The 26,240-nt window shown below is 66.7% G+C and carries 20 protein-coding genes; 13 read left to right on the forward strand and 7 right to left on the reverse strand.

What is annotated here, in order from left to right; translation table 11 throughout:
* Positions 1-149: 149 nt before the first annotated feature.
* The 3 genes from ACFXNW_RS11130 to ACFXNW_RS11140 all read right to left on the reverse strand — a co-directional run bounded on the left by ACFXNW_RS11130 (position 150) and on the right by ACFXNW_RS11140 (position 4,105).
* Positions 150-1,694 carry an acyl-CoA carboxylase subunit beta gene (locus tag ACFXNW_RS11130; protein WP_379417514.1) on the reverse strand — a complete coding sequence of 515 codons (1,545 nt, stop codon included), beginning with the start codon at positions 1,692-1,694 and terminating at the stop codon, positions 150-152.
* Positions 1,695-1,874: 180 nt separating this feature from the next.
* Positions 1,875-2,426, reverse strand: a complete 552-nt coding sequence (locus ACFXNW_RS11135; protein ID WP_379417515.1) for a hypothetical protein — start codon at positions 2,424-2,426, stop codon at positions 1,875-1,877.
* A gap of 29 nt (positions 2,427-2,455) precedes the next feature.
* Positions 2,456-4,105 carry an AMP-binding protein gene (locus ACFXNW_RS11140; protein ID WP_379417516.1) on the reverse strand — a complete coding sequence of 550 codons (1,650 nt, stop codon included), beginning with the start codon at positions 4,103-4,105 and terminating at the stop codon, positions 2,456-2,458.
* Between the two features lie 161 nt (positions 4,106-4,266).
* Here ACFXNW_RS11140 and ACFXNW_RS11145 point away from each other — a divergent pair, with 161 nt between their 5' ends.
* From ACFXNW_RS11145 to ACFXNW_RS11165, 5 genes are all read left to right on the forward strand, one after another.
* Positions 4,267-4,863, forward strand: a complete 597-nt coding sequence (locus ACFXNW_RS11145; RefSeq protein WP_379417517.1) for a TetR/AcrR family transcriptional regulator — start codon at positions 4,267-4,269, stop codon at positions 4,861-4,863.
* A gap of 178 nt (positions 4,864-5,041) precedes the next feature.
* Positions 5,042-5,638 (forward strand): cysteine hydrolase, encoded by a 597-nt coding sequence (locus tag ACFXNW_RS11150; protein ID WP_379417518.1) that lies wholly within the window; start codon positions 5,042-5,044, stop codon positions 5,636-5,638.
* A 95-nt stretch (positions 5,639-5,733) separates the two neighbouring features.
* Positions 5,734-6,228 carry a phosphoribosyltransferase gene (locus ACFXNW_RS11155; RefSeq protein WP_379417519.1) on the forward strand — a complete coding sequence of 165 codons (495 nt, stop codon included), beginning with the start codon at positions 5,734-5,736 and terminating at the stop codon, positions 6,226-6,228.
* Between the two features lie 230 nt (positions 6,229-6,458).
* Entirely contained in the window at positions 6,459-6,701 is a 243-nt protein-coding gene (locus tag ACFXNW_RS11160) for a hypothetical protein (RefSeq protein ID WP_379417520.1), read from the forward strand.
* Between the two features lie 94 nt (positions 6,702-6,795).
* Positions 6,796-7,452, forward strand: a complete 657-nt coding sequence (locus tag ACFXNW_RS11165; protein ID WP_379417521.1) for a serine protease — start codon at positions 6,796-6,798, stop codon at positions 7,450-7,452.
* Between the two features lie 33 nt (positions 7,453-7,485).
* Here the strand turns inward: ACFXNW_RS11165 and ACFXNW_RS11170 are convergent, their stop codons facing one another.
* Positions 7,486-8,580 carry a helix-turn-helix transcriptional regulator gene (locus ACFXNW_RS11170; RefSeq protein ID WP_379417522.1) on the reverse strand — a complete coding sequence of 365 codons (1,095 nt, stop codon included), beginning with the start codon at positions 8,578-8,580 and terminating at the stop codon, positions 7,486-7,488.
* A gap of 707 nt (positions 8,581-9,287) precedes the next feature.
* Here ACFXNW_RS11170 and ACFXNW_RS11175 point away from each other — a divergent pair.
* Positions 9,288-10,283, forward strand: coding sequence for an alpha/beta hydrolase (locus ACFXNW_RS11175; protein ID WP_379418097.1), 996 nt, complete (start codon positions 9,288-9,290; stop codon positions 10,281-10,283).
* A 15-nt stretch (positions 10,284-10,298) separates the two neighbouring features.
* Here the strand turns inward: ACFXNW_RS11175 and ACFXNW_RS11180 are convergent, their stop codons facing one another.
* Positions 10,299-10,856 carry an alpha/beta fold hydrolase gene (locus ACFXNW_RS11180; RefSeq protein WP_379417523.1) on the reverse strand — a complete coding sequence of 186 codons (558 nt, stop codon included), beginning with the start codon at positions 10,854-10,856 and terminating at the stop codon, positions 10,299-10,301.
* A gap of 133 nt (positions 10,857-10,989) precedes the next feature.
* Here ACFXNW_RS11180 and ACFXNW_RS11185 point away from each other — a divergent pair, with 133 nt between their 5' ends.
* The 3 genes from ACFXNW_RS11185 (at position 10,990) to ACFXNW_RS11195 (ending at position 13,583) form a co-directional block, all read left to right on the forward strand.
* The gene (locus ACFXNW_RS11185; RefSeq protein ID WP_379417524.1) at positions 10,990-12,192 is read left to right on the forward strand and encodes a PucR family transcriptional regulator; all 1,203 of its coding nucleotides are present in this window, start codon (positions 10,990-10,992) and stop codon (positions 12,190-12,192) included.
* Between the two features lie 15 nt (positions 12,193-12,207).
* Complete coding sequence (locus ACFXNW_RS11190; protein ID WP_379417525.1) at positions 12,208-12,888, forward strand: hypothetical protein; 681 nt, start codon at positions 12,208-12,210, stop codon at positions 12,886-12,888.
* A gap of 62 nt (positions 12,889-12,950) precedes the next feature.
* Positions 12,951-13,583 carry a DUF2461 domain-containing protein gene (locus ACFXNW_RS11195; protein ID WP_379417526.1) on the forward strand — a complete coding sequence of 211 codons (633 nt, stop codon included), beginning with the start codon at positions 12,951-12,953 and terminating at the stop codon, positions 13,581-13,583.
* A 150-nt stretch (positions 13,584-13,733) separates the two neighbouring features.
* On the opposite strand, the gene ACFXNW_RS11200 is transcribed toward ACFXNW_RS11195, so the two are convergent.
* Both ACFXNW_RS11200 and ACFXNW_RS11205 read right to left on the reverse strand, forming a co-directional pair.
* Positions 13,734-14,399, reverse strand: a complete 666-nt coding sequence (locus ACFXNW_RS11200; RefSeq protein ID WP_379417527.1) for an MspA family porin — start codon at positions 14,397-14,399, stop codon at positions 13,734-13,736.
* A gap of 65 nt (positions 14,400-14,464) precedes the next feature.
* Positions 14,465-15,103 carry an MspA family porin gene (locus tag ACFXNW_RS11205; protein ID WP_379417528.1) on the reverse strand — a complete coding sequence of 213 codons (639 nt, stop codon included), beginning with the start codon at positions 15,101-15,103 and terminating at the stop codon, positions 14,465-14,467.
* Positions 15,104-15,708: 605 nt separating this feature from the next.
* Here ACFXNW_RS11205 and ACFXNW_RS11210 point away from each other — a divergent pair.
* The 4 genes from ACFXNW_RS11210 (at position 15,709) to ACFXNW_RS11225 (ending at position 26,232) form a co-directional block, all read left to right on the forward strand.
* Complete coding sequence (locus ACFXNW_RS11210; RefSeq protein WP_379417529.1) at positions 15,709-16,737, forward strand: iron chelate uptake ABC transporter family permease subunit; 1,029 nt, start codon at positions 15,709-15,711, stop codon at positions 16,735-16,737.
* A complete protein-coding gene (locus ACFXNW_RS11215; RefSeq protein WP_379417530.1) occupies positions 16,734-17,789 on the forward strand; it encodes a FecCD family ABC transporter permease in 1,056 nt (351 codons plus the stop codon). Before ACFXNW_RS11210 ends, ACFXNW_RS11215 begins: the two co-directional genes overlap by 4 nt.
* An 11-nt stretch (positions 17,790-17,800) precedes the next feature.
* On the forward strand, positions 17,801-18,637 hold the full coding sequence (locus ACFXNW_RS11220; RefSeq protein WP_379417531.1) for an ABC transporter ATP-binding protein: 837 nt from the start codon (positions 17,801-17,803) through the stop codon (positions 18,635-18,637).
* 125 nt (positions 18,638-18,762) lie between these two features.
* The gene (locus ACFXNW_RS11225; RefSeq protein ID WP_379417532.1) at positions 18,763-26,232 is read left to right on the forward strand and encodes an amino acid adenylation domain-containing protein; all 7,470 of its coding nucleotides are present in this window, start codon (positions 18,763-18,765) and stop codon (positions 26,230-26,232) included.
* The last annotated feature ends 8 nt before the right edge of the window (positions 26,233-26,240 follow it).

Below are 26,240 nucleotides of genomic sequence, written 5' to 3' on the forward strand. Positions count from 1 at the left end.
GCGCCTCGTGCGCCTCCCACCCCACTCCGCCGTCCCACACCCCCTATATGTCCTACAACCCCCCGGCCGCCGCCGCTTCTCCTAACCTCCCGCCCCCCCGACTCGATACATGCCGGGGCCGGCGCCCATAACGGCAGCCGGCGCCTACATCACAGCGGCAACAAGTGATGCTTGCGTGGATACCGGATGACCTGCTTGTCACGCAGCAGATTCAGCGCGCGCCGAAGCTCCAGGCGGGTGGCCGACGGTTCGATCACGGTGTCGATGTAGCCGCGCTCGGCCGCGATCCATGGAGTCGCGATGGTCGCGTTGTAGAAGTCGATCATCTGCTGGCGGATCGTGGCGCGCTGGTCCTCGGGGGTGGCGTCGAGGACCTTGCGCTGGGTCAGGCCGACGGCGCTTTCGGCGCCCATGACGGCGATGCGGGCGGTGGGCCAGGCCAGGTAGATGTCGCAGCCGAGGGCCTTGGCGCCCATCACTGCCCACCCGCCGCCGTATGCCTTGCGGACCACGACCGTCACCTTGGGGACGGTCGCCTCCACGTAGGCGAACAGGAATCGGCCGCCGCGCTTGATGACGCCCGCTTTCTCCTGTTCAACGCCGGGCAGGAAGCCGGGGGTGTCGACGACGAGCACCAGCGGGATCTCGAAGGCGTTGCAGATGTGGATGAAGTGCGAGGCCTTGTCGCTGGCCTTAGCGTCGAGGGCACCTGCAAGGACGGTCGGCTGGTTGGCGACCACACCCACCGGCTTGCCGTCGACGCGGGCGAAACCAGTGATCAGATTCTTGGTGGCCGCGGCGCCGATCTCGTGGAACTCGCCGTCGTCGAAGATCCGCAACAGCACGTCGTGCATGTCGTAGACCGCGTTGTCCGAGTCGGGGACGAGCGTGTTCAGCATCAAGTCGGACTCGGTGAGCTCCGGCTCCAGGCCCGGATTCACGATCGGCGGTTGCTCGACGGCACTCGACGGCAGGTAGCTGAGGTAGTTGCGGACCCACTCGAAGGCGGCGGGCTCGTCCTTGGCGACGTGGTGGATATTGCCGTAGGCGGCCTGGTTGTAGGCGCCGCCCAGCTCCTCCATGTCCACTTTCTCGCCGATGGCGTCCTCGATGATCTTGGGGCCGGTGACGAACATGTGCGCGCTCTCGGTGGCGACCACGACATCGGTGCAAATCGGCTGGTACACCGCACCGGCCGCGCAGTTGCCCAGAATGAGCGACACCATCGGCACCGAACCCGACAGCGGTTCCATCTTGGTCGCCAACTCGCCGTACCAGCGCAGCGAGGTGACGGCCTCCTGGACGCGCGCGCCACCGGAGTCGTTGATACCGACCAGCGGGCAGCCCATCTTCCCCGCCAGCTCCATGATCGCGGCGACCTTGCGGCCGAACATCTCGCCGATGGTGCCGCCGTACACCGTCTGATCATGGGAGAACACGGCAACGGGCCTGCCGTCGACCAAACCGCGCCCGGTGACCACACCGTCGCCGTAGAGTGCGTCCTTGTCATTGGGGTTGCGCACCAGCGCGCCGACCTCGATGAAGGTGCCCGGGTCCAGCAGCATGTCGATGCGGTCGCGGGCGGACGGGATGCCCTTACGTGCGCGTTTGGCGGCCCCCGCCTCTCCGGCCGGCTCCTGCGCGATCTCGAGCTTCTTGCGCAGATCGGCGAGCTTGTCGGCGGTAGTACTCATCGATTACATCCAGATTTTGTCCGCAGGAACACCGCACCGTGATCGGGGGCGGTAGATACCGTACCTGGACGGCACCACCGGTAGCTGTGTCCGGTCCTGGGAGGTCCCTGCGAATAAATTCTGCGCGTCGGTATGCGGCGGGCGGTGCACCGACCACCCGCCGCCGATTGGCCGAACAGGTCAGGATCCGGTCAGGGCGACGAAATCCGCAGGTAGCTCGTGATCCTCGAGGACGCGCATCTCGAGGGGGCCGCCGGAGTAGGAGTCCTCGCCGATGATCATCAGGTCCTCGTCGAAGGACCAGAAGATCACGTTGCGCATTCTGATCAGGTAGTTCTTGTCGGCTTCGGCCATGCCGCCTGCCAGTGGGTGCTGCACCATGAGTGCGCCCGGCTGGATCATGGTGAGCCTGCCTTCGATCACGATGCACTGGTCGTCGACCACCATGCGTTCGCAGAAGAACTCCAGGACGTGACCGTTGTTCTCGACCAGATTGCGGTAGTACTCGCTGACGCCCTCGCGGGTCTTGGGGCCGACATCGCCGCCGATCTCCCAGAAGTGGTAGTTGGCGGCATCTCCGAGCGTGCCGACCAGCGTTTCGAGGTCGCCGTCACGCTCGGCGGCCGCGTGCACCCGCATCCGCTCCAGCATCGTGCGCTGCCGCGGTTGTTCGGTGGTGGCCAGACGTTCGGTGATGAAGTCGACGAGGTGACTGCGGTTGAGCTCGATCATGGGGGTTCCTTTCGATTGGTGTGTTCTGCTCAGGGCAACAGGGATCGGCGGCCGTGCTCGGTGAAGGACGCCTCGCGGGCCGTGCGTTCCTCGTCGGTCAGCGGGTGGTAGGTGTCCTGGTTCCGGAGGAAGACGGGATCAGTGCAGCGCCAGGCCTCGCGGCGTAGGACCTGCTTGTCGACCTTCCCGGTTCCGGTCTGGGGCAGATCGCCGACGATGCGCACCAGGTCCGGACGCCACTTCGTGCCGAGGTCGGGCCGGCTGTCGAGGAACGTCGCGAATGCGGCGGTGTCGAAGGATCGGCCGGGGATCAAGAGCAGAGCGGCCATGACCTGGTCGCCGGTGCGGGGGTCGGGGACGCCGTACACGACCGCGGTGGCTACATCGGGGTGGCGGGCGAGGATTCGTTCGATCGGCGCCGTCGCGAAGTTTTCGCTGTCGACCCGGATCCAGTCCGAGGTGCGGCCGGCGAACCAGAAGTTGCCGTCGGTATCGCGGTAGGCGAGATCGCCGGTCCAATAGTCTCCGTCGTGCAGCTTGCTCGCCGTGGCCTCGGGATTGTTGTAGTAGCCCTCGAATCTCGCCGCGCCCCCGCGCACGACTATCTCGCCGATGGCTTCGGCGGCGTTGAGGAGGCGGCCATCCGCGGCGAATTCGGCGTCCGGGCAGTGATTCCCGCCGGTATCCACGATCTCGAGGCCCATATGTTCCGCAGGCCGCCCGAGTGCGCCCTCGGGGGTGTCGTCGCCGCGGACGATGGCGCAGACGCCTTCCGAGGATCCGTACGACTCCACGATGCGGCAGCCGAACCGACGCTGGAACTCCCGCCGGTCGCGGGTGGACGCCTCGGTGCCGAACCCGAGTCGCAGCCGCGTGGTCGCCTCCTCCGGAACTTCCGGCTGGGCGAGTACGTAGGACAGCGCTCGGCCGACGTAGTTGAAGAACGTGGCGTCGAAGCGCCGGACATCGGGCAGGAAACCGGAGGCGGAGAAGCGCGCTCGCATGGCGTAGGTCCCGCCGACAGCGAGGATCGGTGCCCATGCCGACATCAGCGCGTTGCCATGGAACAGCGGCATCGCGTTGTAAGCGACGTCGTCACGGCCGAGGCCATGGGTGTTGAGCTGAGCGATAACGGCAAGCCGGAAGGACGAGCAGACGACGGCCTTGGGGGCTCCGGTCGAGCCGGAGGTGAACAACAGCAGCAGGGTGTGCTCCGGGCCGGGCGGCGGCGCAGGAAGCTCGCGGGCCTCTCGTGCGGCGCGCTCCAGCGCGGAGCGGTACGTGGGCTCCTCGACATCGAGAATGTCGATTCCCGGCAGCTCGAGATTCTCCAGCAACGGGCGATGACCTGCGGCGACGATGAGCGTTTGGATATCGGTGCCGGTGATGTCTCCCGCCAGCTCGGCGCCACGCCGGGTCGGGTTGACGCCGACGATCGTGGCTCCGGCGAGCGCGGCGCCCGCGACCAGTAGGAGATATTCGGGGTCGTTGTCCATCAGCACGCCGACATGCCAAGGCCCGGGGCGTCGTAACGCCGTGAGCGCCGCGGCCCGCTCTCGAGCCTCGTGGACGAAGTCGCGCCAGGACATCTGCTGGTCGCCGAAGAGCAGCGCGGGGTGGTCGTCCTCGGCTCGGGCATCGAGGAGTTCGGCGATCGAGGTACAGGCGAAGTCGGGCATCACGGCGTCTCCAGGTGATCCGCATTACGTTTCGTTGTGCAACAGAATGTAATGTGTCGACTGTGTTGGCGTAGGCCTTTCGCCGGATTCGTCGGGCTCCAGCGATAATGGGCCGGTTGTGGTGGCGAGGGGACGTGTTCTCGTGGAGGAGGTGACCCGCGGTGTCCGTTGACGAGATGCCTGTGGCCGGTCGTCCGCGTGACACGCGGATCGACGACGCGGTGCTGGCCGCGACCCGGGAACTGGTGGCCGAAGTCGGCTATGCCGACCTCACCTTCCGGGCCATCGCCGACCGGGCGGGAACGTCGGTCCCCGCGATCCGCCGGCGCTGGGAATCCAAGGCGCACCTCGTCCACGAGGCGGTCTTCCCCGCCGATATCGCCGCCGAGCCGACCGAGGACGCCAGCTTGCGCGGCGTGCTTCGCGCGGTGGTCCAGCGATGTGTCGAGGTGGTCGGTTCACCGGCCGGGCGGCGCGCGACACCCGGCCTGATCAGTGAAATGGTGGCCGATCCGGCGCTGGAGGAAGAACTTTCCGCACGTCTGCGCGCCACCGTCTGGGATCACCTCGCCGCATTGTTCGCCGGTGCGGTCGAGCGCGGCGAGGTGCGGGCCGACCTCGACATCTCCCTGTGCGTGGAAACCGTCTTCGGCACCACCCTCGTCGCGGTGGTGCTACGCGGCGCGGCTGCCATCGATGACGCATGGATCGACCAGTTCGTGAGCACGCTCGTCGATGGATTGGCACGCCACGCCTGACAATTTCGCGGTTCGCCGCGGCCACAGACTGTGCGCAACGCTCGCATCTTCCGGATCGACATCCCCGACGAGGTCGAACGCCTCGACGTGGTCGGCCACCTCACGACCTGCGCGACCGATTCGAGCGATCTACCCTGTCGAGCACTGATCTGTCGGTGCCGACGAGAGGGAGTCGAGAATGTTCGATCGCGACCGCACCGTTGTCCTGGCCCTGCATTGGCAGGTGAACGTGATCCGGCCCGAGGGTTTCTTCGGGCAGATGCTGGCCGAGCCGGTGGCGGCCAGTGGGGTCGTCGGCCGGGCTGTCGAGTTTCACGGTGCTGCTCGGGCGGCCGGGATACCGGTGGTGTTCACGAGGTTCACCATTCCGGTGGGCGAAGGCCTACTGGTTCGCAATACCGGGTTCATGCGGGCGGTGGGGGAGTCGCAGGAGGCGTTTCGGCCGGAATCGGTGGGAGCTCAGCTGATACCGGAGATGGTCGGGCAGGCAAGTGAGGTGTTCGACAACCAGAAGTTGTCGGGGCTGGCGGGATCCGGTCTCGCCGAGTGGTTGCGGGCGCAGGGGATCGACACGGTGTTGCTGACGGGGGTTGCCACCAACCTGACGGTCGAGCAGACGGCGCGGCATGGCACCGATCTCGGGTTCACCGTTCATCCGATCGCCGACTGTGCCGCGACGGCCGACCCGGCGGCGCACGCCGCCTCGATCGACAACCTGGAGCTGGTTACCGGTGGTTGTCTTTCCGCACAGCAGGCGCTCGACCTCTTCGGCTAGGTGCCGAACGACGGTCGGATCCACCTCGCCGAAGGGTTAACTGCTCGTATGCTCGCTGTGCCGGAGTCGGCAGTGGGGCGGAGAGGACGGATGCGGTGGCCGATCGCGAGGAACTGACCTGGGAGCTGTTCGGATCGGCGAGCCGGGAGCTGGCCACTGCGATCGCAGGGGATGGCTACGAACCCGATCTGATCTTGTCGATCGCGCGCGGTGGGCTGTTCGTGGCAGGTGCGCTCGGGTACGCGCTGGATGTGAAGAACCTGCATGTCATGAACGTCGAGTTCTATACCGGCGTCGATCAGCGACTCGATCTGCCGGTCATGTTGCCGCCGGTTCCGCAGGCCGTCGACCTCACCGGCGCGACCGTGCTGGTCGCCGACGACGTGGCCGATACGGGCGCAACCCTCAAACTGGTCCGCGATTTCTGCGCTGACCATGTGGCAGAGGTTCGATGTGCGGTCGTCTATCAGAAACCGCATTCGGAGGTGGACTGCGAATATGTGTGGCGGCGCACCGATAGGTGGATCAACTTTCCTTGGTCGAGCCGGCCGCCGGTAGTTGATCGAAAAGTGACGGTCGCCGAAGCCTGACCAACCGGTGGGCGGTTCGACTACCATTGCTTTCATTGCTACGAAGGGTCCGGAAACAACCGGATGGACCCTATATGGCTTTTCCGGACCCGATGACTTTTTCGGGCTCGTTGATCTCATCTCATCTGTTCGCGTGAGGCTTTTCCACCCTAACGGTGCTGTGCTGAATATTGTGGCAACCCGGTGACGGGCTGACCATGGCCAAGATTGCTGACAGTAAGGGAAAAGTCATGACTAGCACCAAGGTTCGCTCTGCAATAGCAGCAGCGGCGTGCGCGCCGTTGATCGCGATGGGCGCCGGCGTAGCCACAGCGGCACCGGCCGCAGAGCCTGCTCCCGCACCAGTTGCACCGGTTCCGGCCGATGTCCAGCCGGCCGTGCTGTCACCGTTCCTCACGATTCCTGGCGCGTTCCTCGCCTGCGGGATTGTGCTGATCACGGTGCCGATCCTCTTCCCGGTGTGTGTCGTCTGATCCGACCGATGCCAGGACCGAGGGGAAACGAGGGCACTCTCGTACTCCGGTTCGAGAGTGCCCCCTGATCCCCGGCCGACCACTTTGGAGAGTCATGTTGGGCAGAATCCTTCTCGTGCTCGCGGCCACTGTTCTCGGCCTGGCAGGCACGACCATCGGGAGTGCGCAGGCAGCGCCCTCGGTAGTACTCGGCGGTGGTTCGGGCATCGTCTTCGATGACGGCGCGACGTGCACGCTTGCCACCATCGGCTGGGACGAAACCGGCCAGATGGTCGGCTTCACCGCAGGTCATTGCAACCAGCCCGGCGCGGGCGTTTCGTCCGAAGCCGCTCCCGACGCGGGCACGGTCGGGACGATGGCCTACGTCAACAAAGAACTCGACTACGCCGTGATCCGCTTCGATGCGAACAAGGTGATTCCGGTGAACCGTGTCGGTTCGACCACGATCACCGGCATCGGTGTACCAGCGCAGTTCCCCGCGATCGCCTGCAAGGAAGGCCGCACGACCGGTCAGACGTGCGGATTGGTGTACGGCGACGTGTTCTCGACCGCGACGTGGACGCTCACCCAGATCTGCGTGCTCGTCGGTGACTCCGGCGGACCCGTAGTCGTCGGTACGACCCTGGTGGCCCTGGTCAACGGATATATCTCGGTTCCGTGCATCGGCCCGCACGTGGGCGTCAACTTCAGCAGGATTCTCGACGACGTCGCCATACGCGGCGGCGCGGGAGTCGGATTCCGGCCGGTCTGATACGGCCACACAATCTCTCGCACAACCCTGAAACTACTGCGCGGCAATAGCGCTCGACAGCAACAGGCGCACCAACTCCGCCTGCCGATGTGTACCGGTCTTGACGAAGATGTGCTGCAGATGCGTTCGCGCGGTGAACAACGACACCGACAGCTGATCGGCGACCGCCGGTAGTCCGTCACCACGCATGACACCCATGGCGACCAGTGTTTCGGCGTCGGTCAGGCCATAGAGGTCGTGCAGCGTCGTCGGTTGCGGCACAGGATCGTGATCGGGATCGGTGACCAGCAGCAGGACGGCTCGATGCCGCGGCGGGCCGTCGCCGGCCAGATCGTCGAGGGGGGTCACCCGCACGACGAGAGGCCGCTTGCCCGAAGGGCGCGTGATCGCGACGCCGCCGCTGGACCGTTCTGGTCCGGCGGCCTCACGAATGAGTCGGCTGAACCGGGCCTGGATCGTCGATGGGGTGGCGCGCAACCGGCCGGAGCTGTCGGCGGCCAGCCCGTCGCCGTGGACGGTGATGTCCACGGCCATGGAATTGGCGAAGATGACCGCGGCGTCCGAGGTCACGATCATGATTCCGTATTGCGCCTTTTCCAGCGTTGCGAGTGCGAACGCCCGCTCACGGGTCAGCTCGACCAGCCTCGACTGCGTGCGCAGGGCCTGTCCGAGGTGCGGCACCAACACATGCAGCAGTGCCCTTCCCGCCGAATGACGTGAGACGTCGACCTGCTCCGGCATGGTCAAGCTGATCCACGATGACGGCACGTCGGGACTCAGCCGCGCGATGAAACTGTTGGCCAAACCGTTCGGGCTCTCGTGGTCCGCGCCGTTTCCGCCGACCGGCAGGTCGAAGAGTTCGTCGCTCGTGGCGGTGGCGCCGGCGGGAAGGTGCTGGATGCGATCGGCGGCACGCATGATCTGTCGGTAGACGTCCTCCCCGATCTCCGCCCCCGAGGCCTTGACCACGAATTGGTGGGTGACAGGCTCGGCGATGACGAGGACACCGCGGACTGCGCCGAACGCGGCCGCGATATCGGCGATCACACTGTCCCATCGCTCCGTACTCGCACCGGCGTCGTAGATTCCGGCGATCAAGTCCGAGAACCGCTGGAGTGTGATCGACATCGTGGCTCCTCCTCGACCGGAGAAAGCATTCACGGTGGCGGTCATGCGGCACTCGCCACCTAAGTGGCTTTCCAACCGTGGAATTGTAGTCGATCGTCATGTGCGGCGATATTTTTGTCAGTCATAGCCGAAACAGCCCCGAGTCACATCGATGGCACCGCGAGCGGCGGCACCGCGCCGTGCCGTCACGGCTCGAAATCTATCAACTCGCAGGGTGGTTCGGGGAGGATGGACCGGGTATTCGCATATTGTGCCGATAAAGGGTGAAATGCCGACTTGCGGTATGGAAAAGGCTTACAAGATTAACTCCCGCACCGAATCGGACATTCGACGTAAATTGCAAAGATTGCTCATAAGTCATTGAAGACGTTTTCTGTCCGTGAAATGCGAAAACATGGATTCGATGCTAATCCGGCTAACTCTGATTGGCATTCGTGCGGAAGTGCGGCGACTTCGCCCCGGCGTTCGGCCGACCGCCGGCGCTCCGATGACGACCACGACCCAGCTGGGTCTGCTGCCGGATCCTGCGGCGGCCTGACACCGGCTGCTACGGCGGTGGCCCGCAGGATATCCGCGGGTCACCGGCGCATTGTTCGATCCGCTGCACCGATCCCCGACACGCCAGCGGCGCGTTGGCGACATCTCGACCGGCAGAGACGGCGTAAATTGGTTATCTTCGGTAACTTCCAGTCGATTCGGTGGGAGGTATGCGAGTGGCCGGGGTGGCGCGATCCGGGAACGAACGATTGATCGGTGGATGGCTGCGGCGGGCTCTGTCGCTCGTCGTGGCGGTAGTACTGATGTCGGCCGTCGCGGCCGTGGCCGGTGCCGCACCCATGCGTGCGCCGGTACGGGCACCAGCGGGTGGGTTCGAAGAGCTGTTCGTGCCGTCGAGTATGGGCCCGATCAAGGTCCAGGTGCAGTGGGCGGCTCGCGGCGGAAGCGCGGCGCTGTACGTGCTGGACGGGCTGCGGGCGCCGCACGATCACAGCCAGTGGACCAGCGATACCGACGCGCTACGCCAATTCGCGGGCGATAACGTCACGTTGGTGTTCCCGGTCGGCGGCCGGTCGAGCTTCTACACCGACTGGTACCGGCCCAGCCACACCAACGGTCAGCAGATCACCTACAAGTGGGAGACCTTCCTGACTCGGGAACTGCCCGCATTCCTTGCCGGGTACGGGGTCTCTCGCACCAACAATGCCGTCGTCGGCGCCTCCATGGGCGGTAACGCCGCGCTCATCCTGGCCGCCTACCACCGCGATCAGTTCAGGTTCGCCGGATCGTTCTCCGGATTCGTGAACCCCACCTTCCCGATGTGGAGCCAAGCGATGCGCGCCGCGATGTGGGATGAGGGCCAGTTCAACCCGGACGACATGTGGGGCCCGCCCGGAGACCCGGCCTGGGCCCGCAACGACGCTACGGTGCAAGCCGAACGGCTGCGCGGACTGCCGATCTACGTCACCTCGGGCAACGGCGTGCCCGGCCCACTCGACCTGCCCAACGGGGTGGGCAACACGGTGAACGCGATGGGGTTGGAGGTGCTCACGATGATCGCCGCGAATATCTTCCGTGATCGCGTCACTGCGCTCGGCATCCCGGCGCGTGTCGATATCGGCAACGGCACCCACACCTGGCCCTACTGGCAGCAGGCCCTCGCCAATGCCCGCCCGATGATCCTCGACGCACTCGGAGCGCGCTGAGCGGACCGGGTCTGTTCAGGTTTTCACGCGGGTGAGCCATGCGATGAGGTCCGCCTCGACCTCGTCGCGGCTGATCCAGTCGGCGGTGGTACGAGTGGGCTGGAACCGCTTGTTGAAGAAGGTCAGCAGATCGTCCTCGGCGGCGATGCGGACGAACAACTCGTCGACCGCAGTGGTTCCGCACAGCACGGCCTCGTCGACGAGTTCGCCGTGGTCGAGCAGGTACTGCTGGACCGCGAACGAGCCGAGACTGTGACCGAACAGGACTACCGGTAGTCCTGGATGCCGTCGCCGCAACAACGTCGTCAGGGTGGCCATGTCCTGCACCAGCAGGTTCCATCCATCGGGCCCGAGATCGCCCGGCTCACCGGTCATGCTGTGCCCGTGCCCGCGGTGGTCGTTGGCGTACACGGCGTAGCCGAGTCCGGCGAGACGTTCGGCCAAGTGGTCGTAGCGCGCCGCGTACTCGCCCATGCCGTGGGCGATCTGGACGACGCCACGCGTCACGGTGGCAAGCGGCAGCCAGTCGCGCACGTGGATGGTCGTGCCGTCGCTGCTGAGGAAGCTGGACATGGGCAGGCTCCTGTGGATCCGAGGGTTGCCGAGATCGTCGCACCGATGGGCACGGCGAGCCCATGGGTGCGCGGACAACATCGCTCACCTCGCATTGTTCCCTGGGACAATCGCACCTCGGTAAGCTGCGCTGATGCGGCGAACCGAGCCTCCGACGGCGATCATCGAGGTGGCCGATGTGCTGCTCGACCGCATCGATGACCTCGGGCTGCGGCTCGCGCAACGCTTCATCGTCGAACTCGACACCTACCGTGATACCGATCAGGTGCCCTTCGACACCATCCGCAGTTCCTGCACCAGCAATCTGATGCTGATGGTGCGGCACTTCACCTCCACCGCACCGGTGGATCCCGCACCGCCCAAGCAGACCGGACGACTGCGAGCACGGCAGGGTGTGCCGCTGGCCGAAACCCTGCATGCCTTCCGGATCGGGTTCGAATTCCTGTGGTCGGAGCTGGTGGAGGAGGCGCGGCGCCATCCCGCGGTCACCGACGCCCTGCTGGTGGATCTGGGCGCCGAGGTGTGGGCGTTGGCCGGTGAGTACTCGGTTGCCGTGGCCACCGCCTACCGGGAGATGAGTTCAGAGTTGATGCTCCAGCGTGAGCACGAACGTTCCATGCTGGTCGAAGCGTTGTTCACCGGTGTGATCGCCGATCCGGCGACGCTCGGCGAAGCGACTCGCATCCTCGGACTGCCGCGCACGGGACGGTACGTGGTGGTGGCCGCCGCCGCGCCGACCGCGGGCCGAGAGGCGCTGCCGGGCATCGAAAGCGCGCTGCGCGCCGCCGGAATCACCTCCGCCTGGCGGCTGCTGCCGGATCAGCAGATCGGGGTGCTCTCGTTACCGGACGACCGGGAAGCGGCTGCGCTGACGACCCTTCGCCGGCACCGCGCATGTGCCGGCGTGAGCCCGCCCTACGACGCTCTCACCGAAACACCGCAGGCACTGCACTTCGCTCGCCTCGCCTTGGCGGGGCTTGGTACGCGCGCCCGCGGTGTCGCGCGGTTCGACGACAACCCGTTCGGGATGCTCGTCGCGGCGGCCCCGCTGGAGGCCGAACGCATGGTTCAGATCCGCCTGGGCCCGATATTGGCGCTGCCACACGACGAACGCGAAAGACTGCTGGAGACACTCGAAACATGGTTCAACGCAGTCGGTTCCGCCTCCGCCACCGGGGAACTTCTGTTTCTGCACGCGAACACTGTGCGATACCGGCTGCGCAGGATCGAGGACCTGCTCGGACGACTGCTGACCGACCCGTCCACGATCCGCGATGTGGGTGCGGCGCTGGAGGCCCGTTCGGTACTGGCGAATTCGTCTCAGCACAAGACCTGAGCATTGGGGTGCCCAGTGGAGTGGGCGGGGTGGAGACGCGGCTCATACAGTCGAAAAGTCGACGACGAGAATGAAGGCAGTACAGAGAGGTTCGGTGCACTGATGGGTGACTTTTTCGAGCGAATCGTCGATGTCGAGGTGTCGGCCCAGGACGCGGAAGCGACTGCCACGCGGATGCTGGACTGGATGTTCTCGCGTGAATTGCTGTCGCGGGAGATGTCCGGCGACGCCATGTACAGCCTAGGTGTCGACGAAGGCTATCTGCCCGGCCCGCAGTGGCATCAGATCGCCCAGGAGTGGGGCGGCGACTGGATATCAGGGCCCGTCGCCGTCACCATCGGCCGCGAAGATCATTTCGGCGGACAAGGCGTCGGCGAACCGGAATGGCTCAGTTGCCCGAGTTGCGACACCACGACCGTGATCATCGATTACCCGCAGCAGTGGGTGGCCGATCGCGAGGTCTGGCGCCCCTTCGAGGCGGCGGTCGGCGAGTGGAAGGAAGGCGGCGCGGGGATCGCCACCTGCCGTCACTGCGGAACCGGGAATCCCGTCACCGATTGGCTGTGGCCATTGGGATCCGCACTCGGCGCACTGGCTTTCGACTTCTGGGGCTGGCCACCACTGACCGATGAATTCATCGCTGAGTTCGCCGCGCACCTCGGCCACCGCATCGATCACCACGGGGGAAAGTTCTGACGGCGCTGGAACATCCGGTGGTGTGTGCGGTTGCTGTCCGACCGTAGGAATATTGTCTGAGCATGGGTCGATTCGGTGGGTTTCCGTTCGCCGGTCTGGATTTCTACGAGGATCTCGAGGCGGACAACTCGAAGGCATTCTGGGCTGCGCACAAGCAGGTCTACGACGAGGCGGTGCGCGCGCCGATGGTGGCGCTTATCGAGGAGTTGGAGGGCGATTTCGGGACGGCGAAACTCTTTCGCCCCTACCGTGACGTGCGGTTTTCCAAGGACAAGTCGCCGTACAAGACCCATCAGGGTGTTGTGATCGGCGCGGCCCCCGGGGTGGGGTGGTATGTGCAGATCGGTGCGGCCGGGCTGTTCGTGGCCGGTGGGTTCTACGGCGGATCACCGGACCAGCTGGCCCGGCTGCGCGCCACCATCGACGACGAGGTGCGCGGGGAGGAACTGGCCGCAATCCTCGGCGAACTCACCGGCCACGGATACGAGATCGGCGGGGACCGATTGAAGACCAAGCCGAAGGGCTACGACGCCGACCATCCCCGCATCGAATTACTACGCCACAAATCCCTGACCACCCACCGCGATTTCGGTGCACCCGATTGGCTACCGACGCCACAGGCCGCCATCGAGATCCGCGCGGCCTGGGAGGTGCAGCGACCGCTGGTCGAATGGCTTGCCGCGGTGGTGGGGTAGCGGTCGAGACACATGATCGACCGAGCGAGGAAACCCCGCCCGAGGGGACAGGCGGGGTTTCTCGGTGCGCCCGCGCGGATGCCTGGCCATGCCGGTGGCCGGGGCATCGCGACGTCAGCGGACGGTTTTTCAGCCGAGGCCGAGGTGTGATCAGCCGAGACTGAAGGGCTGGCCCCACAGGCGCAGTTCGGAACGCCCGTGCTTGGTGGTGACCTCGACGCCGACGAAGGCGCGGGCCTGGGCGTAACCGGCGCAGCCGTTGAGGCCGAGTGTCGAATCGGCCCAGGTCACCGAGGCCTGCTGCTCGCGGAAGCTGTAGCCGCGCAGGTAGCTCTTCTCGCCGTAGGCATCGGGGCCTTCGAGGTCGAGCAGCCAGAACGTCGACGCCTGGCCGGGGCCGAGGGTCAGGTTGCCGCCGGAGGTGACCCCGCCGCTGCCCTTACCCTCCCAGGTGGTGGCGGCGTTGGCGCCGCCGGTTCCGGTGCCGCCACTGATATCGACCTGGCAGCCGACCACGTAGCCGGGGTAGACCTTGGAGTACTCGTGCTTGCCGTGGATCTGCACCTCGGCGCGCCCGGACGCCCAGACATTGCGGTGCAGCGGAGTCGAACCCATCGACGGGCTGATGTTGACCGACTCGTTGGTCAGCCGGATCGTGACGGTGGTGCCGTCGGGCAGGGTCTGGGTGATCTCACCGCCGGGCAGCGGAATGAAGGTGTCGGCGTTGGCGGCGCCGGTGGAGAACAGGCCGAGTGCGATGGTTGCGGTCGCCGCGGCGCAGGCGAGGCGCGCTGCGGCCTTCTTGAAGCTGGTCATGACAGTAGTGCCTTTCAGGGCTTTAAGCTGTTGTGCGAGAATGGGTTCGACGAATACGCGGAGAGTCAGCCGATGCTGAACGGCTGCCCGTAGAGGGTGGTCTTCGAGTAGTTCGTTCCGATGATCTCGACGACGGTGTAGGCGCGCGCCTGTGCGTAACCGCCGCAGCCCTGGATCTGTAGTTCGACGTCCTTGTAGCTGACGTGGTATGTGCCCTTGTCGACGATGTCGAAGCCCTCGACGCCGACGAACTTCACCTCGCCGGGACCGATCTTCACGCCGATATTGCCGCTGGCATTCACGCCGGTAGTGGTGATGCCGCCGGAGACGCCCGCGGAGATCGCGTTATCGGCGATGCTGACCTGGCAGCCGACGATGTAGCCGGTGTTGATGCGCGAGGCGCCGTGGGTGGAGGAGTTGTTCGTGCCCTCGGCCCCGCTGCCGCCGACGAACGGCTTCGGGTTGCCCTTGGGGGTCGCGGCGACATCGGCGATCACGGTACCGCTGACCCACGCCACCCGGCCCGCGCCGTTGGCCGCCATCGAGGGCGAGATGAGTGCGCTTTCCGCGACGCGCTTGATCGTGACGTCCGGCCCGGCCTTTTCGCCGTCGGGGAGCGGTACGAAGGTGTCTGCCGTTGCCGTGCCGCCCGCGATACCGAGAGCGGCTGTGGCCAGCGCGGTGGCAGCAAGGATTTTTCGCATCGTTGGGGTTCCTCATCAGCAGGGGGTGAGTCGAACGCGCTCTTGGGGAACTTCCGGCGACCGAGAGCGTGACTCGAATTCGGACAGTGCGAAGACCTATCACGCAACGAAAAGACCCGGCATCTCGTACGGTGTACAAATGAGGGAAGGGTCACAGTTGGGTGATGAATCCTCGTGGTGTGCAGCGATGTTCGCTAAGGATGGAGAGTCGGTCCGGGATCTGAGCCCATGGCGACGCCGCGTCCGTGACGGATCTCGGCGGCGTTTCGGCTGGTGAATCAACGTCGGCTGGAACGGATTACGGTGCTGGATTCACGTTCCAGCGATCTCGCCGCTAAGTTTTTCCTGGACAGCGGGATCCGGTGATCGCCGCAGGGGCGGGTGTGCGGCCAGGGCGGTTCGTGGCCCCGGTGTGGCGGCTCGATGTGCCATCGGCTGCACACCAAGATCGGACAAAACAAGCCTTGGTAGGTTAGGCTAACCTTAGCAACTATCTAGTTACGTTACCTGAATAATGCCCGACCTGCTGGAACCCGCTGGAGACAACACTCGATGGACCCTGCCCTACCCGCACCGGATCGCCGTGCCCGTCACGGAGATGGTCGATGAGCCATCTATCGGTCAGTACCCAGAAGTCGGAGCGCTCCTGGCACCGGCCGGGTTGGCTGCTCGCGGCCGCCGCGCTGGTGGCTCTCTGTCTGATCAGCCTGCTGGTGGGCGCCAAATCGATTCCAGTACAGGATGTGTGGTCCGCGCTGTGGGGTGACGAGAGATCTCCCGATCACCTCATCGTCATCGACTATCGGCTGCCGCGCACCCTGCTGGGGCTGCTGGCGGGGATCGCGCTCGGTGTCGCCGGATGTCTGATGCAGGGGCTGACCCGCAATCCGCTGGCCGATCCAGGCCTGCTCGGCATCAATGCGGGCGCGGCCTTCGCCATCGCGATGGCGGTGGCGTTCCTCGGCGTCGGCGAGATCACCGCCTATGTCTGGTTCGGCTTCGCCGGTGCGGCCGTCGTATCGCTGGTGGTGTACCGATTGGGCACTGCGGGCAGGCAGGGCGCCGATCCGGTGCGGCTGACGCTGGCCGGAGTCGCGGTCACCGCCGTCCTGACGGGTATCACCAAGGGCCTGATGCTGTTGAACGCGAGTGCTTTCGACCAGATGCGTGACTGGGATGCGGGATCGCTGACCGGGCGCGGGTTCGACGTGATCGCAGGCGCGGCGCCGTTCATCGTGATCGGCGTGATCGCCGCGGTACTGGCCGCCAGGTCGTTGAACGCGGTCGCGCTCGGCGACGATCTGGCCCGCGCCCTCGGCGTGCGAGTCGGGCGCACCCGACTGCTCGCGGTCGTGGCATTGACCCTGCTGTGCGGTACGGCCACCGCGGCGGTCGGCCCGATCACCTTCGTCGGTTTGGCGGTGCCGCATGTGGCGCGCTGGATCGTCGGGCCGGATCAGCGCTGGATCGTCGCGTACTCGATGCTGTTGGCGCCGATGCTGCTGCTCGGCGCCGATGTGCTCGGCCGGTTGGTGCTGTGGCCGGCTGAGGTGCCTGCCGGATTGGTCGCGGCCTTCCTCGGCGCGCCCGCACTGATCTTGCTGGCGCGTCGGGCTCGGGTGGGTGCGGCATGACGGCGCGGATCGATTTCGGTCGCAAGACGGTTCAGGTCCGTTCGCGGCTCACCGGGTTCACCGGCCTACTGGGCCTGCGCACGGTGGTCGTGTGTGTGGCGCTGCTGGTGGTCGCGTTGCTCGTGGCGGTGCTGGCTCTGGGGACCGGTGACGCGCCGATCCCAACGGACCGGGTGCTGCGGGCGATCTTCATCGGCGACCAGCGCTTCGATCGGCTGGTCGTGTGGGAGTGGCGTTTCCCGCGAGTGCTGCTGGCGCTCGTGCTGGGTGCGGCGCTCGGGGTCAGCGGTGCGATTCTGCAGTCGGTGACCCGGAACCCGCTGGGTAGCCCGGATATCGTCGGTTTCGGCACTGGTGCCTACACCGGTGCGCTGATCGTCATGCTCGTGTTCGGTGGCGGGGAGTTCCAGACCGCGGCCGGCGCGCTGGTCGGCGGGCTGGCCTCGGCGGTGGCCATTCAAATGCTGGCCCTGCGTCACGATGTGAGTGGCTTCCGGCTGATTCTGGTCGGTATCGGTATCAGCGCCATGCTGGCCTCGGTCAATGCCTGGCTCATCCTGCGCGCCGATCTGCTGTCGGCGATGGGGGCCGCCGCCTGGGGGATGGGTTCGCTGAGCGGACTCACCTGGGCGCAGGTCACGCCGGCGATCGTGCTGCTGACGGCCTTGAGCCTGACCATGATTCCGCTGGCCTCGCGACTGCGCATGCTCGAACTCGGCGATGATCTGGCCAGTTCGTTCGGCATCCAGGTGCGCCGCACCCGGCTGCTGCTGATTTTTCTCAGCGTGGCGTTGACCGCGGTGGCCACGGCCGTGACCGGCCCGATCGCGTTCATCGCGCTGGCGGCGCCGCAGCTGGGGCGGCGACTGGCCCGCACACCGTCGACCGCGCTGCTCCCCGCGGCCGCGATGGGCGCGTTGCTGCTGGTGACCTCGGATTGGCTGGCGCAGCGACTGTTCGCGCCGACCACCCTGCCGGTGGGTGTGGTCACCGTCTCCATCGGCGGGTTATATCTGGCGTACGTGCTGGTCGCCGAGGCGAGAAGGAGCTAGAGGTAGCGACGATGAACGACACTCAGGACCAGGCGAACTCACCGGCGAATCCGGCACGGTTGCGGGCGGATCGGCTGCGGCTCGGCTATCGGGGCCGCACGATCAGCGATCAGCTGTCCGCCGATATCCCCGACGGATCGTTCACGGTGATCATCGGCCCGAACGCGTGCGGGAAGTCCACACTGCTGCGCGCACTCGCGCGGTTGCTGACGCCGGAGTCGGGAACGGTGCTGTTGGACGGCAAAGCGATCAGCAGCTATCCGGCCAAAGAGGTGGCCCGCCGGATCGGGCTGCTTCCGCAGACTTCGACGGCCCCCGACGGTATCCGGGTCGCCGATCTCGTGGCGCGCGGCCGCTATCCGCATCAGTCGCTGCTGCGGCAGTGGTCGCAGGCCGACGCCGATGCGGTCGCCACCGCCATGGCGGCCACCGGCGTGACCGAATTGTCGGCGCGCTCGGTGGACGAACTGTCGGGCGGACAGCGCCAGCGGGTGTGGATCGCCATGGTGCTGGCCCAGGACACGCCGGTGATCCTGCTCGACGAGCCGACCACCTATCTCGATATCGCGCATCAGATTCAGCTGCTGGATCTGTGCCGTGCTCTGAACAGGGAATCCGGGCGCACCGTTGTCGCGGTTCTGCACGACCTCAATCACGCGTTCCGGTACGCCGACCACCTGATCGCGATGCGGGACGGGCAGATCAGTGCCGCGGGCGCACCGAGCGAGATCGTCACAGCGGAGCTGGTGCGCGAGGTGTTCGACCTGGGGTGCCGCGTGATCGAGGATCCCGAAACCGGAGCGCCGCTGGTCATTCCGCTGGCGGAGAACGCTGTCACGGTGCGCTGACCCGTAGGAAATCGTAGCTTCCCAACAGAAAGTAAAGTTAGGCTAACCTATCTACCGACTGTGCCGCCTGCTTGCCGGAACTCGTGGGTGCGCTCGAAAAACATTGAGGGTGAAGGGAGTCGCCGATGGGCGGGGAGGATGGAGCGGCCATGTTGGCGCTGACCGGACCGCAGCTGGGAATCTGGAACGCCCAGCGTTTCGATCCGGAATCCGGGCGCTACCTGGTCGGCGAGGTCCTCGAAATCACGGGTGACGAGCCGATCGATGTCGAGCTGCTCGCGGAATCGATCCGGCGCACTGTCGCCGAGGCCGAGAACATGCGGTTGCGGTTTCGGGAAACCCCCGACGGTCCAAGGCAATTCGTGACCGACGAGGCCGCCGCGCTTCGCCCGACGATCGATCTGCGCGCCGTCGCCGACCCGCTGGGTCTGGCGCACGAAGCTGTCGCGCTGGAACGTCACCGCGCCGCCGAGTACTGCCGCGGCATGGTCGAGCGCCAGCTCTACACCTACACCCTGATCCGTGTCACCGACTGCCAGGTGTGGTGCGTGCAGCTCTACCACCACCTCATCGTCGACGGCTACAGTGCGGCGCTGCTCTCCCGCCGAGTGGCCGCCCACTACACCGCGCTGCGGCGTGGAAAAGACACGGCCAAGCCGGTATTCGGCACCATCGCCGCCCTGGTCGCGGAGGAACGCGCCTACCGGGACAGCGAGGAATTCGCCGTGGACCGGCAGTTCTGGCGCGATCAGCTGACGCCGTGGCCCGATCTCGATGGTCGCGGCCGCCACGTCGGCGGCGCGGTCGAACGCACTCTGCGCGCGGAGGCCGTGCTGTCCGCGCAGGCCCTCGCCACGCTGCGCGAATCCGCCGAAAGTTACGGCATCACTTGGGCCGATGCGCTGGTTGCGTGCTATGCGGCGTTTCTGAACCGGCAGCTCGGGACCTCCGATGTGGTGCTGTCGATGCTGCTGATGGGCCGCGTCGGCCGTGCCGCGTTGACGACACCGGCGATGGCGGTCAATGTGCTGCCGTTGCGGCTGCGGGTGCGTTCCGATGACCGGCTCGGCGAGCTCGGGCCGCGGGTCGCGGAGTCGTTGCGCGAGGTGCGCGCGCATCAGCGCTACAGCGGCGACGATCTGGCCAGGGACTTTCACGGTTTCGGTGCGGGCGAGCTGCTGCACGGGGTCGGTATCAACCTCAAGGTGTTCGACTTCGCGCTGGATTTCGACGGTGCGAAGGGTGTGCTGCGCAATGTGGCCGGTGGGCCGCCGGAAGATCTCGGGTTGACGGCGACGCCGCTGCCCGATGGCGCAGTCCTGCTCGGGTTCGAATCCGACGCACGAACCAATGATCCGCAGACTGTGCGCGGTCGTGTTGACGGATTGGTGCGGGTGATCGAGGCGTTCATCGGCAGCGAGAAGCCGCCGGTCGGCGCGCTGGAGCTGATCGATTGCGCCGAACGTGCGGAGCTGCTCGCGACGCGATCGGGACCAGCCTTGCCGTCACGTGTCGAAACGGTGCCGGAGTCGCTGGATCGGTTGGTCACGCAACGACCGGAATGCAAGGTGCTCTCTGTCGACGGAAATGAATGGACGGCAGCGGAATTCGCCGCGCAGGTCAACCGCCTCGCACGATACCTGCGCGGCAGGGGCGTCGGGCCCGACTCGGTCGTCGGTATCGCACTGCCGCGGACCGCGGAGTTCGTGGTGTCGATGTTCGCGGTCTGGCGGGCGGGCGGTGTGTCTGTGCCGCTCGACCCCGAACATCCGGTGACACGCCTGCGGGCGACCATCGAAGACGCGGCACCGGTGCTGGTGCTCGGTGCCGGTGACCTTGCCACCGAACTCGGCGCGCAGGTCATCGCGCTCGACGACCCGGCGATACGAGCCGACATCGACGCCTTCGATTCGGCGCCGCTCACCGTCGCCCCCCGCCTCGACCAGGGGGCATACCTGATATATACCTCCGGCTCCACCGGGCGACCCAAGGGTGTGCTGGTCGAGCACGGCGCACTCGCCCACCTGCTGGCAGGTCATCGCACCGGAATGTTCGCCGCGCCGAACCTGGTGGACCGGGCGCTGCGGATAGCGCACACCACCTCCTTCGCCTTCGATGCGTCCCTGGATCCGCTGCTGTGGCTGCTCGACGGTCACTGTGTGCACCTGTACGACAGCGCGATCCGGCGTGATCCGGCAGCGTTGGTGTCGGCTTTCACCCGCGACGGCATCGATATCGTCGACGGCACCCCGACGCTGGTCGCGGCGCTGCTGGAGCACGGGTTGGCCGAGCTGACGCCGAAGCTGCTCGCGCTCGGCGGCGATGCCTGCCCGCCCGAGCTGTGGCGAGAACTGCAACGCGCGAACATCCCCGCAATCAACCTGTACGGACCGACGGAAGCCACCGTCGACGCCATCGCAGCCCCCGTGCGTGAGCAGAACCCGCATATCGGCTCGCCGCTGCCGGGTATCCGGGCGTATCTGCTGGACAACGGTTTACAGGCGGTTCCCGACAACCAGATCGGCGAGCTCTACCTGGCCGGACCGCAGCTGGCGCGAGGCTATCGCGGGCAGTCCGGGATCACCGCACATCGTTTCCTCGCCGACCCGTACGGGCCGCCGGGTGCGCGCATGTACCGCACCGGTGACCGCGCGCGGTGGGTGCCCGGCCGCGGATACGAGTATGCGGGCCGCGTCGACGCCCAAGTGAAGATCCGTGGTCACCGGGTGGAGCTGGGTGAGGTGGAGGCCGCACTGGGCGGACTGCCGCAGGTGCGGGCCTCGGCGGCCGATATCCGGATCATCGCCGACCGGCCGACGCTCATCGGCTACGTCGTGGCCCCCGAATCATCCAGTGGTGCAGTTGATTCGATCGAGTTGCGTAATCGGCTCGCCGATCTGGTGCCAGACCACCTGGTGCCTTCGCGGATCGTCGCGCTCACCGAGTTGCCGAGCACCGTGAACGGCAAGCTGGATCGCGCGGCGCTGCCCGATCCGTCCTCCGATGTGGGTGGACGCGCGCCGTCGACCGACGCCGAACACGCGCTCTGCGAGGTTGTTTCGGTGGCGCTCGGCCACGAGGACGTCAGCGTGGACGACGACTTCTTCGGCGTCGGCGGCGACAGTATCACCGCCATCACGGTCAGCACCCGGCTGCGTGAACGCGGGCTGGTGCTCACGCCACAGGATCTGTTGACCCGCCGTGGGTTCGGTGAGCTGGCCGCGGTCGCTGAGCAGGTCACGGTGGGTGAACCCGAGCGTTCACCGACCTCACGACACGCGCTGGTTGAGCTTGGGCAGCCCGAACTCGATGAATTGACCGCGCGCTACGGTCCGATCCGAGATGTGCTGCCGCTGTCACCCCTGCAGGAAGGCCTGCTGTTCCACGCTCTGCGTGACGGCGCCGATGACGTCTACACGATGACCGCGCGGTTCGACCTGGCCGGTCCGGTCGATCCTGGTGAGCTGGCCGTCGCGGTGCGGGCGATGGTGCACAGGCATCCGAATCTGGGTGCGGCGTTCTGCTACGAGCAGTTCGATCATCCCGTTCAGGTGGTGCCACGATCGCCCCGCGTGGACTGGCGGGTCGAGGATCTGCGAAACCATCCGGACAACGATCGCGCCGCCGCGGAGCTGGAACGCACCGCCGGTTCGCAGCCGTTCGACATCAGTGATCCGCCACTGCTGCGCATTCTGCTGGTCCGGCTCACCGACACCGCCACGCGATTGATCCTCACCGCGCACCATCTGCTCGCGGATGGATGGTCGATTCCGATCATGCTCCGTGAGACGCTCGCGCTGTATCACGGTGAAAAGCCCGCGCGGCCTGGCTATTACGGGGACTATCTGGCCTGGTTGGTGGATCGGGACGCCGGTGTCGCGCTGGACCGCTGGCGCGCGTACCTGGCGGGAGTTCCTTCACCGACGCTGGTCGGACGGGCGTATACCGCTGGTCCGACGCCGGAATCGGCACAACGCCATCCGGCGACGAGCACCGCCCGGCGCGCCCCTGCGGTGGGCCTGCGCGTTCCGTTGGCGGACGACATAGCGGTGGCGCTGGAAGCACTCGGCCGTGAGCACGGCGTGACCATGAATACTCTGCTCCAGGGTGCGTGGTCGGTGGTCCTTGCTGAACATCTCGGTCACACCGACGTGGTGTTCGGCACGGTGGTCTCCGGACGTCCGGCCGAACTCGCAGGGGTGGAGAGCACGGTCGGTCTGTTCAGCAATACCGTGCCGGCCCGCATGAGCATCGATACAACGCGGCCATTGCTCGAACAGTTGCCCGAATTCCAGCGCAGCACCCTAGAGCTCCGCGAGGTCGGCTACCTCGGCCTGGCGACGGTGGAGCGGGCCGCTGGCCACGGGCGGTTGTTCGACACCTTGGTCGTCTTCGAGAACTTTCCGAAGACAGGTCTGCGGCAGCCTGATTCGCATCAGCTGCGCGTGACCGATGTCGCCGTCCACAGCCTCACCCACTATCCCGTTACGGTGACGGCCTTGCCCGGCGACCGGTTCCGGCTGATGCTGCACCACGATCCGGCGACGGTCTCTGCGGCGCGGGCCACGCACATGGCGCGGCGCTTGGGTGCGGTGCTAGCGGGACTTGTGGACGACCCGGACGCAGCGATCGTCCACGCGGCGACCCAGCTGCGTGATGCCGCTACCGCCCAAAGGGTGGCCGAGGTGTGTGACGGCGTCGATGCCCGAGCAGCACCACAAGCGGGGGAGAGCGCTGCCGGCCCGCAGATCAGCGGCGGTAATGGGGTTGTCCACCACACGACCACCGGAACAACGCTCGCAGACTGGCGGGTACCCGGCATCGATCCGGGCGGCCCGGCCATCACATTCGAGGGCGTAACCCTGACCTACGCCGACTTCGAGGCCCGCGCCAATCGCCTGGCCCGCTGGCTGATCACCTTCGGCATCGACACCGAGACGGTGGTCGCGGTCGCCATGGCGCGTGACCTGGATTCGGTGGTCGCCGCCCATGCCATCTGCCGCGCCGGTGGCGTATATCTGCCGATCGACGTCACGCAGCCCCGGCAGCGGGTGGATCGGATTCTCGAAACTGCCGCGCCAGCATTGGTTCTCAGCGCTTCGTCGGTGGGTTTCACTACCGGCCACGCGGTAGTGGTCGCCGTCGACGAGCTCGATACCTGTGCGTTCGCCGACGCTCCCGTCACCGATGACGACCGCCGCTCGCCGCTGCGACCGGACAATTCCGCCTACCTGCTGTTCACCTCTGGATCCACCGGCGTGCCGAAGGGCGTGGCGGTCACCCATGCCGCGATCGTCAACACCTTCGATTGGTTGCGGCGGCATCAGGGTGTCGGGGCGAACGACACCGTCCTGTACCGGACACCGCCCACCTTCGACGCCTCCCTGCTGGAACTGTTCCTGCCGCTGCTGGTGGGTGCGCGGATCGTGCTCACCCGCCCGGACGGGCACCGCGACCCGTATTACCAGGGGCAGCTCATGCGGGACGAGCGGGTGAGCGTCCTGCAGATGACGACCTCGATGCTCACCGTGCTCGCCGAGGAAGCCGATCTGTCCGGCTACACCGACCTGCGGTGCGTGGTGACGGGCGGCGAGGCGCTACCCCCGGCCACCGCGCAACGCATGCGCGCGCTCACCGGTACCCAGGTGCACAACCTGTACGGCCCCACCGAGGCCGCGGTTTGCATCACCTTCCACGAAACCACCGATGCCGATACGGCCTCGGTGCCCATCGGCCGACCGGCCGAGGGAGCGGATGTGCGCGTCCTCGACGACCACCTGCGGCCCGTGCCCGTTGGCACGGTCGGTGAGCTCTACCTGACGGGAATCCAGCTGGCACGCGGCTACTTTGCGCGCCCCGAACTGACTGCGGCGGCGTTCGTCGCCGACCCAGACGGCGCCGGTGCCCGCATGTACCGCACCGGTGACCTGGTGAAGTGGAATGCCGGCGGCGAACTCGACTATGTGGGCCGCGCCGACAGCCAAGTGAAACTGCGCGGCCAGCGGATCGAACTCGGCGAGATCGAATCGGCCTTGCTCGCCTGCGACGGCGTCGCCCAGGCCGCGGTCCTGCTGCGCGAAGACCGCCCCGGCGACCAACGTCTGGTCGGCTATCTGATCGCCAAGGGCGGGACAGCAATCGACACCGACGTGGTGCAGTCGCAAGTGCGAACAGCCGTGCCCACGTACATGGTTCCCGCCGCGTTCGTGGTTCTCGATGAAATCCCGCGCACCGCCAGCGAGAAGATCGACCGCAAGGCGTTGCCCGCGCCCGACGACCGGCAGAGTTCGGACCGGTCGGCCACGGATGCGGTGTCGTGGCGAGGCAGGCAGACCCACGACGATCGACGGGTCGACGGTCTGGACGGGGCCGACGCCGACACCGGGGCAGGATATTTCGCGCCGGGGGAGTCGGCCGAGCGAGCCGTATCCGATGATTTGGCCGACATCGCCGAACTGTCGTTGTCGAGCGTCCGACGCCAGAAACCCCGCATTTCACCGAGTGCCGGACACATAGGTTCGGTTGGTCGGCCTCTGCATGACGCGGCAATGAACCAGGGCGCGGCAGAGCTGCGCGGCCTACCCGAGTCCGTGCCCGAGCCGCAGCTGCTCACCACGGTTCTCGATGCCATGGCCGCAGTGCTGTCCACCCCGGACATCCGCCCCGACGACGACTTCTTCGCCGCAGGCGGGCATTCGCTCACCGCCGTGCGGCTGACCGGGCGGTTACGACGAGCAGGCCTCACGCTGGTCCTGGACGACGTATTCGCCGCACCGACCGCGCGGGCGCTCGCGACGAAGATCACTGAGGCCGCATCGTCGACCGAGGCCGTAACCGCATCGGCAGACGAGCCCGAGGGCGGACTCGCTATGCTGGGCCGCCGCCTCGATCACGTGCTCGACCTCCGCTCGACCGGATCGGCCGAACCGGTGTTCTGCGTGCATCCCGTCGGCGGCACCGCGTGGCAGTTCGGGCCGCTGGCCCGGTTGCTGCGGGCGGACCGGCCGCTGATCGGTCTCCAGGCGCCACCCCTGAGCGGCCACGACACCGGTGCACAGACCATCGATGACCTGGCCGCGCACTATCTGGACACGATCCGCCGTATCCAGCCGCACGGCCCGTACCGGCTGCTCGGCTATTCGCTGGGCGGCAATATCGTGCACGCCATCGCAGCGGCTGTGGAGGCGGCAGGGGAGAGCGTCGCCTACGTCGGCCTCATCGACTCACACCCGCTGGCCAACCTGACCGAGCAGGCCACCCGCTCACTCGCCGACCCCGCCGAGCTCGACCGGCTGCTGCCCGAATTGCCCGAGGACGCACCCGAACTCGCACACGCGATCCGCTCGGCCGCCACCGCGCTGCTCGAGCTGGTCACCGCATCGACCGCCCCGCGCTACAGCGGACCGATAGCGCTCTACGCCGCCGATCCCGGCACTGACTCGTCGCGCACCGACGCCCAGCTGGCCGGATGGCGTGCCGCCGGCGCGGCGCTCACGGTCCGGCGACTGCCTTACTCGCACTTCGACATCGTCTCGCCGCACGGCTGGACCGAGGTCGCCGCCCTGCTCGACGCCGATCCGGCAATGAGCCACTGAACTTCCAC

Source organism: Nocardia sp. NPDC059180 (assembly GCF_042754945.1).
Taxonomy (GTDB): Bacteria; Actinomycetota; Actinomycetes; order Mycobacteriales; family Mycobacteriaceae; genus Nocardia.

Excerpts from the sequence above, each read along its gene's own strand:
- ACFXNW_RS11170 (WP_379417522.1), bottom strand. The coding sequence starts at position 8,580 with ATGTCGATCACACTCCAGCGGTTCTCGGACTTGATCGCCGGAATCTAC.
- ACFXNW_RS11175 (WP_379418097.1), top strand. The coding sequence starts at position 9,288 with ATGCGAGTGGCCGGGGTGGCGCGATCCGGGAACGAACGATTGATCGGT.
- ACFXNW_RS11185 (WP_379417524.1), top strand. The coding sequence starts at position 10,990 with ATGCGGCGAACCGAGCCTCCGACGGCGATCATCGAGGTGGCCGATGTG.
- ACFXNW_RS11200 (WP_379417527.1), bottom strand. The coding sequence starts at position 14,399 with ATGACCAGCTTCAAGAAGGCCGCAGCGCGCCTCGCCTGCGCCGCGGCG.
- ACFXNW_RS11150 (WP_379417518.1), top strand. The coding sequence starts at position 5,042 with ATGTTCGATCGCGACCGCACCGTTGTCCTGGCCCTGCATTGGCAGGTG.
- ACFXNW_RS11210 (WP_379417529.1), top strand. The coding sequence starts at position 15,709 with ATGAGCCATCTATCGGTCAGTACCCAGAAGTCGGAGCGCTCCTGGCAC.
- ACFXNW_RS11220 (WP_379417531.1), top strand. The coding sequence starts at position 17,801 with ATGAACGACACTCAGGACCAGGCGAACTCACCGGCGAATCCGGCACGG.
- ACFXNW_RS11195 (WP_379417526.1), top strand. The coding sequence starts at position 12,951 with ATGGGTCGATTCGGTGGGTTTCCGTTCGCCGGTCTGGATTTCTACGAG.
- ACFXNW_RS11140 (WP_379417516.1), bottom strand. The coding sequence starts at position 4,105 with ATGCCCGACTTCGCCTGTACCTCGATCGCCGAACTCCTCGATGCCCGA.
- ACFXNW_RS11215 (WP_379417530.1), top strand. The coding sequence starts at position 16,734 with ATGACGGCGCGGATCGATTTCGGTCGCAAGACGGTTCAGGTCCGTTCG.
- ACFXNW_RS11160 (WP_379417520.1), top strand. The coding sequence starts at position 6,459 with ATGACTAGCACCAAGGTTCGCTCTGCAATAGCAGCAGCGGCGTGCGCG.
- ACFXNW_RS11180 (WP_379417523.1), bottom strand. The coding sequence starts at position 10,856 with ATGTCCAGCTTCCTCAGCAGCGACGGCACGACCATCCACGTGCGCGAC.
- ACFXNW_RS11165 (WP_379417521.1), top strand. The coding sequence starts at position 6,796 with ATGTTGGGCAGAATCCTTCTCGTGCTCGCGGCCACTGTTCTCGGCCTG.
- ACFXNW_RS11135 (WP_379417515.1), bottom strand. The coding sequence starts at position 2,426 with ATGATCGAGCTCAACCGCAGTCACCTCGTCGACTTCATCACCGAACGT.
- ACFXNW_RS11130 (WP_379417514.1), bottom strand. The coding sequence starts at position 1,694 with ATGAGTACTACCGCCGACAAGCTCGCCGATCTGCGCAAGAAGCTCGAG.
- ACFXNW_RS11205 (WP_379417528.1), bottom strand. The coding sequence starts at position 15,103 with ATGCGAAAAATCCTTGCTGCCACCGCGCTGGCCACAGCCGCTCTCGGT.
- ACFXNW_RS11225 (WP_379417532.1), top strand. The coding sequence starts at position 18,763 with ATGGGCGGGGAGGATGGAGCGGCCATGTTGGCGCTGACCGGACCGCAG.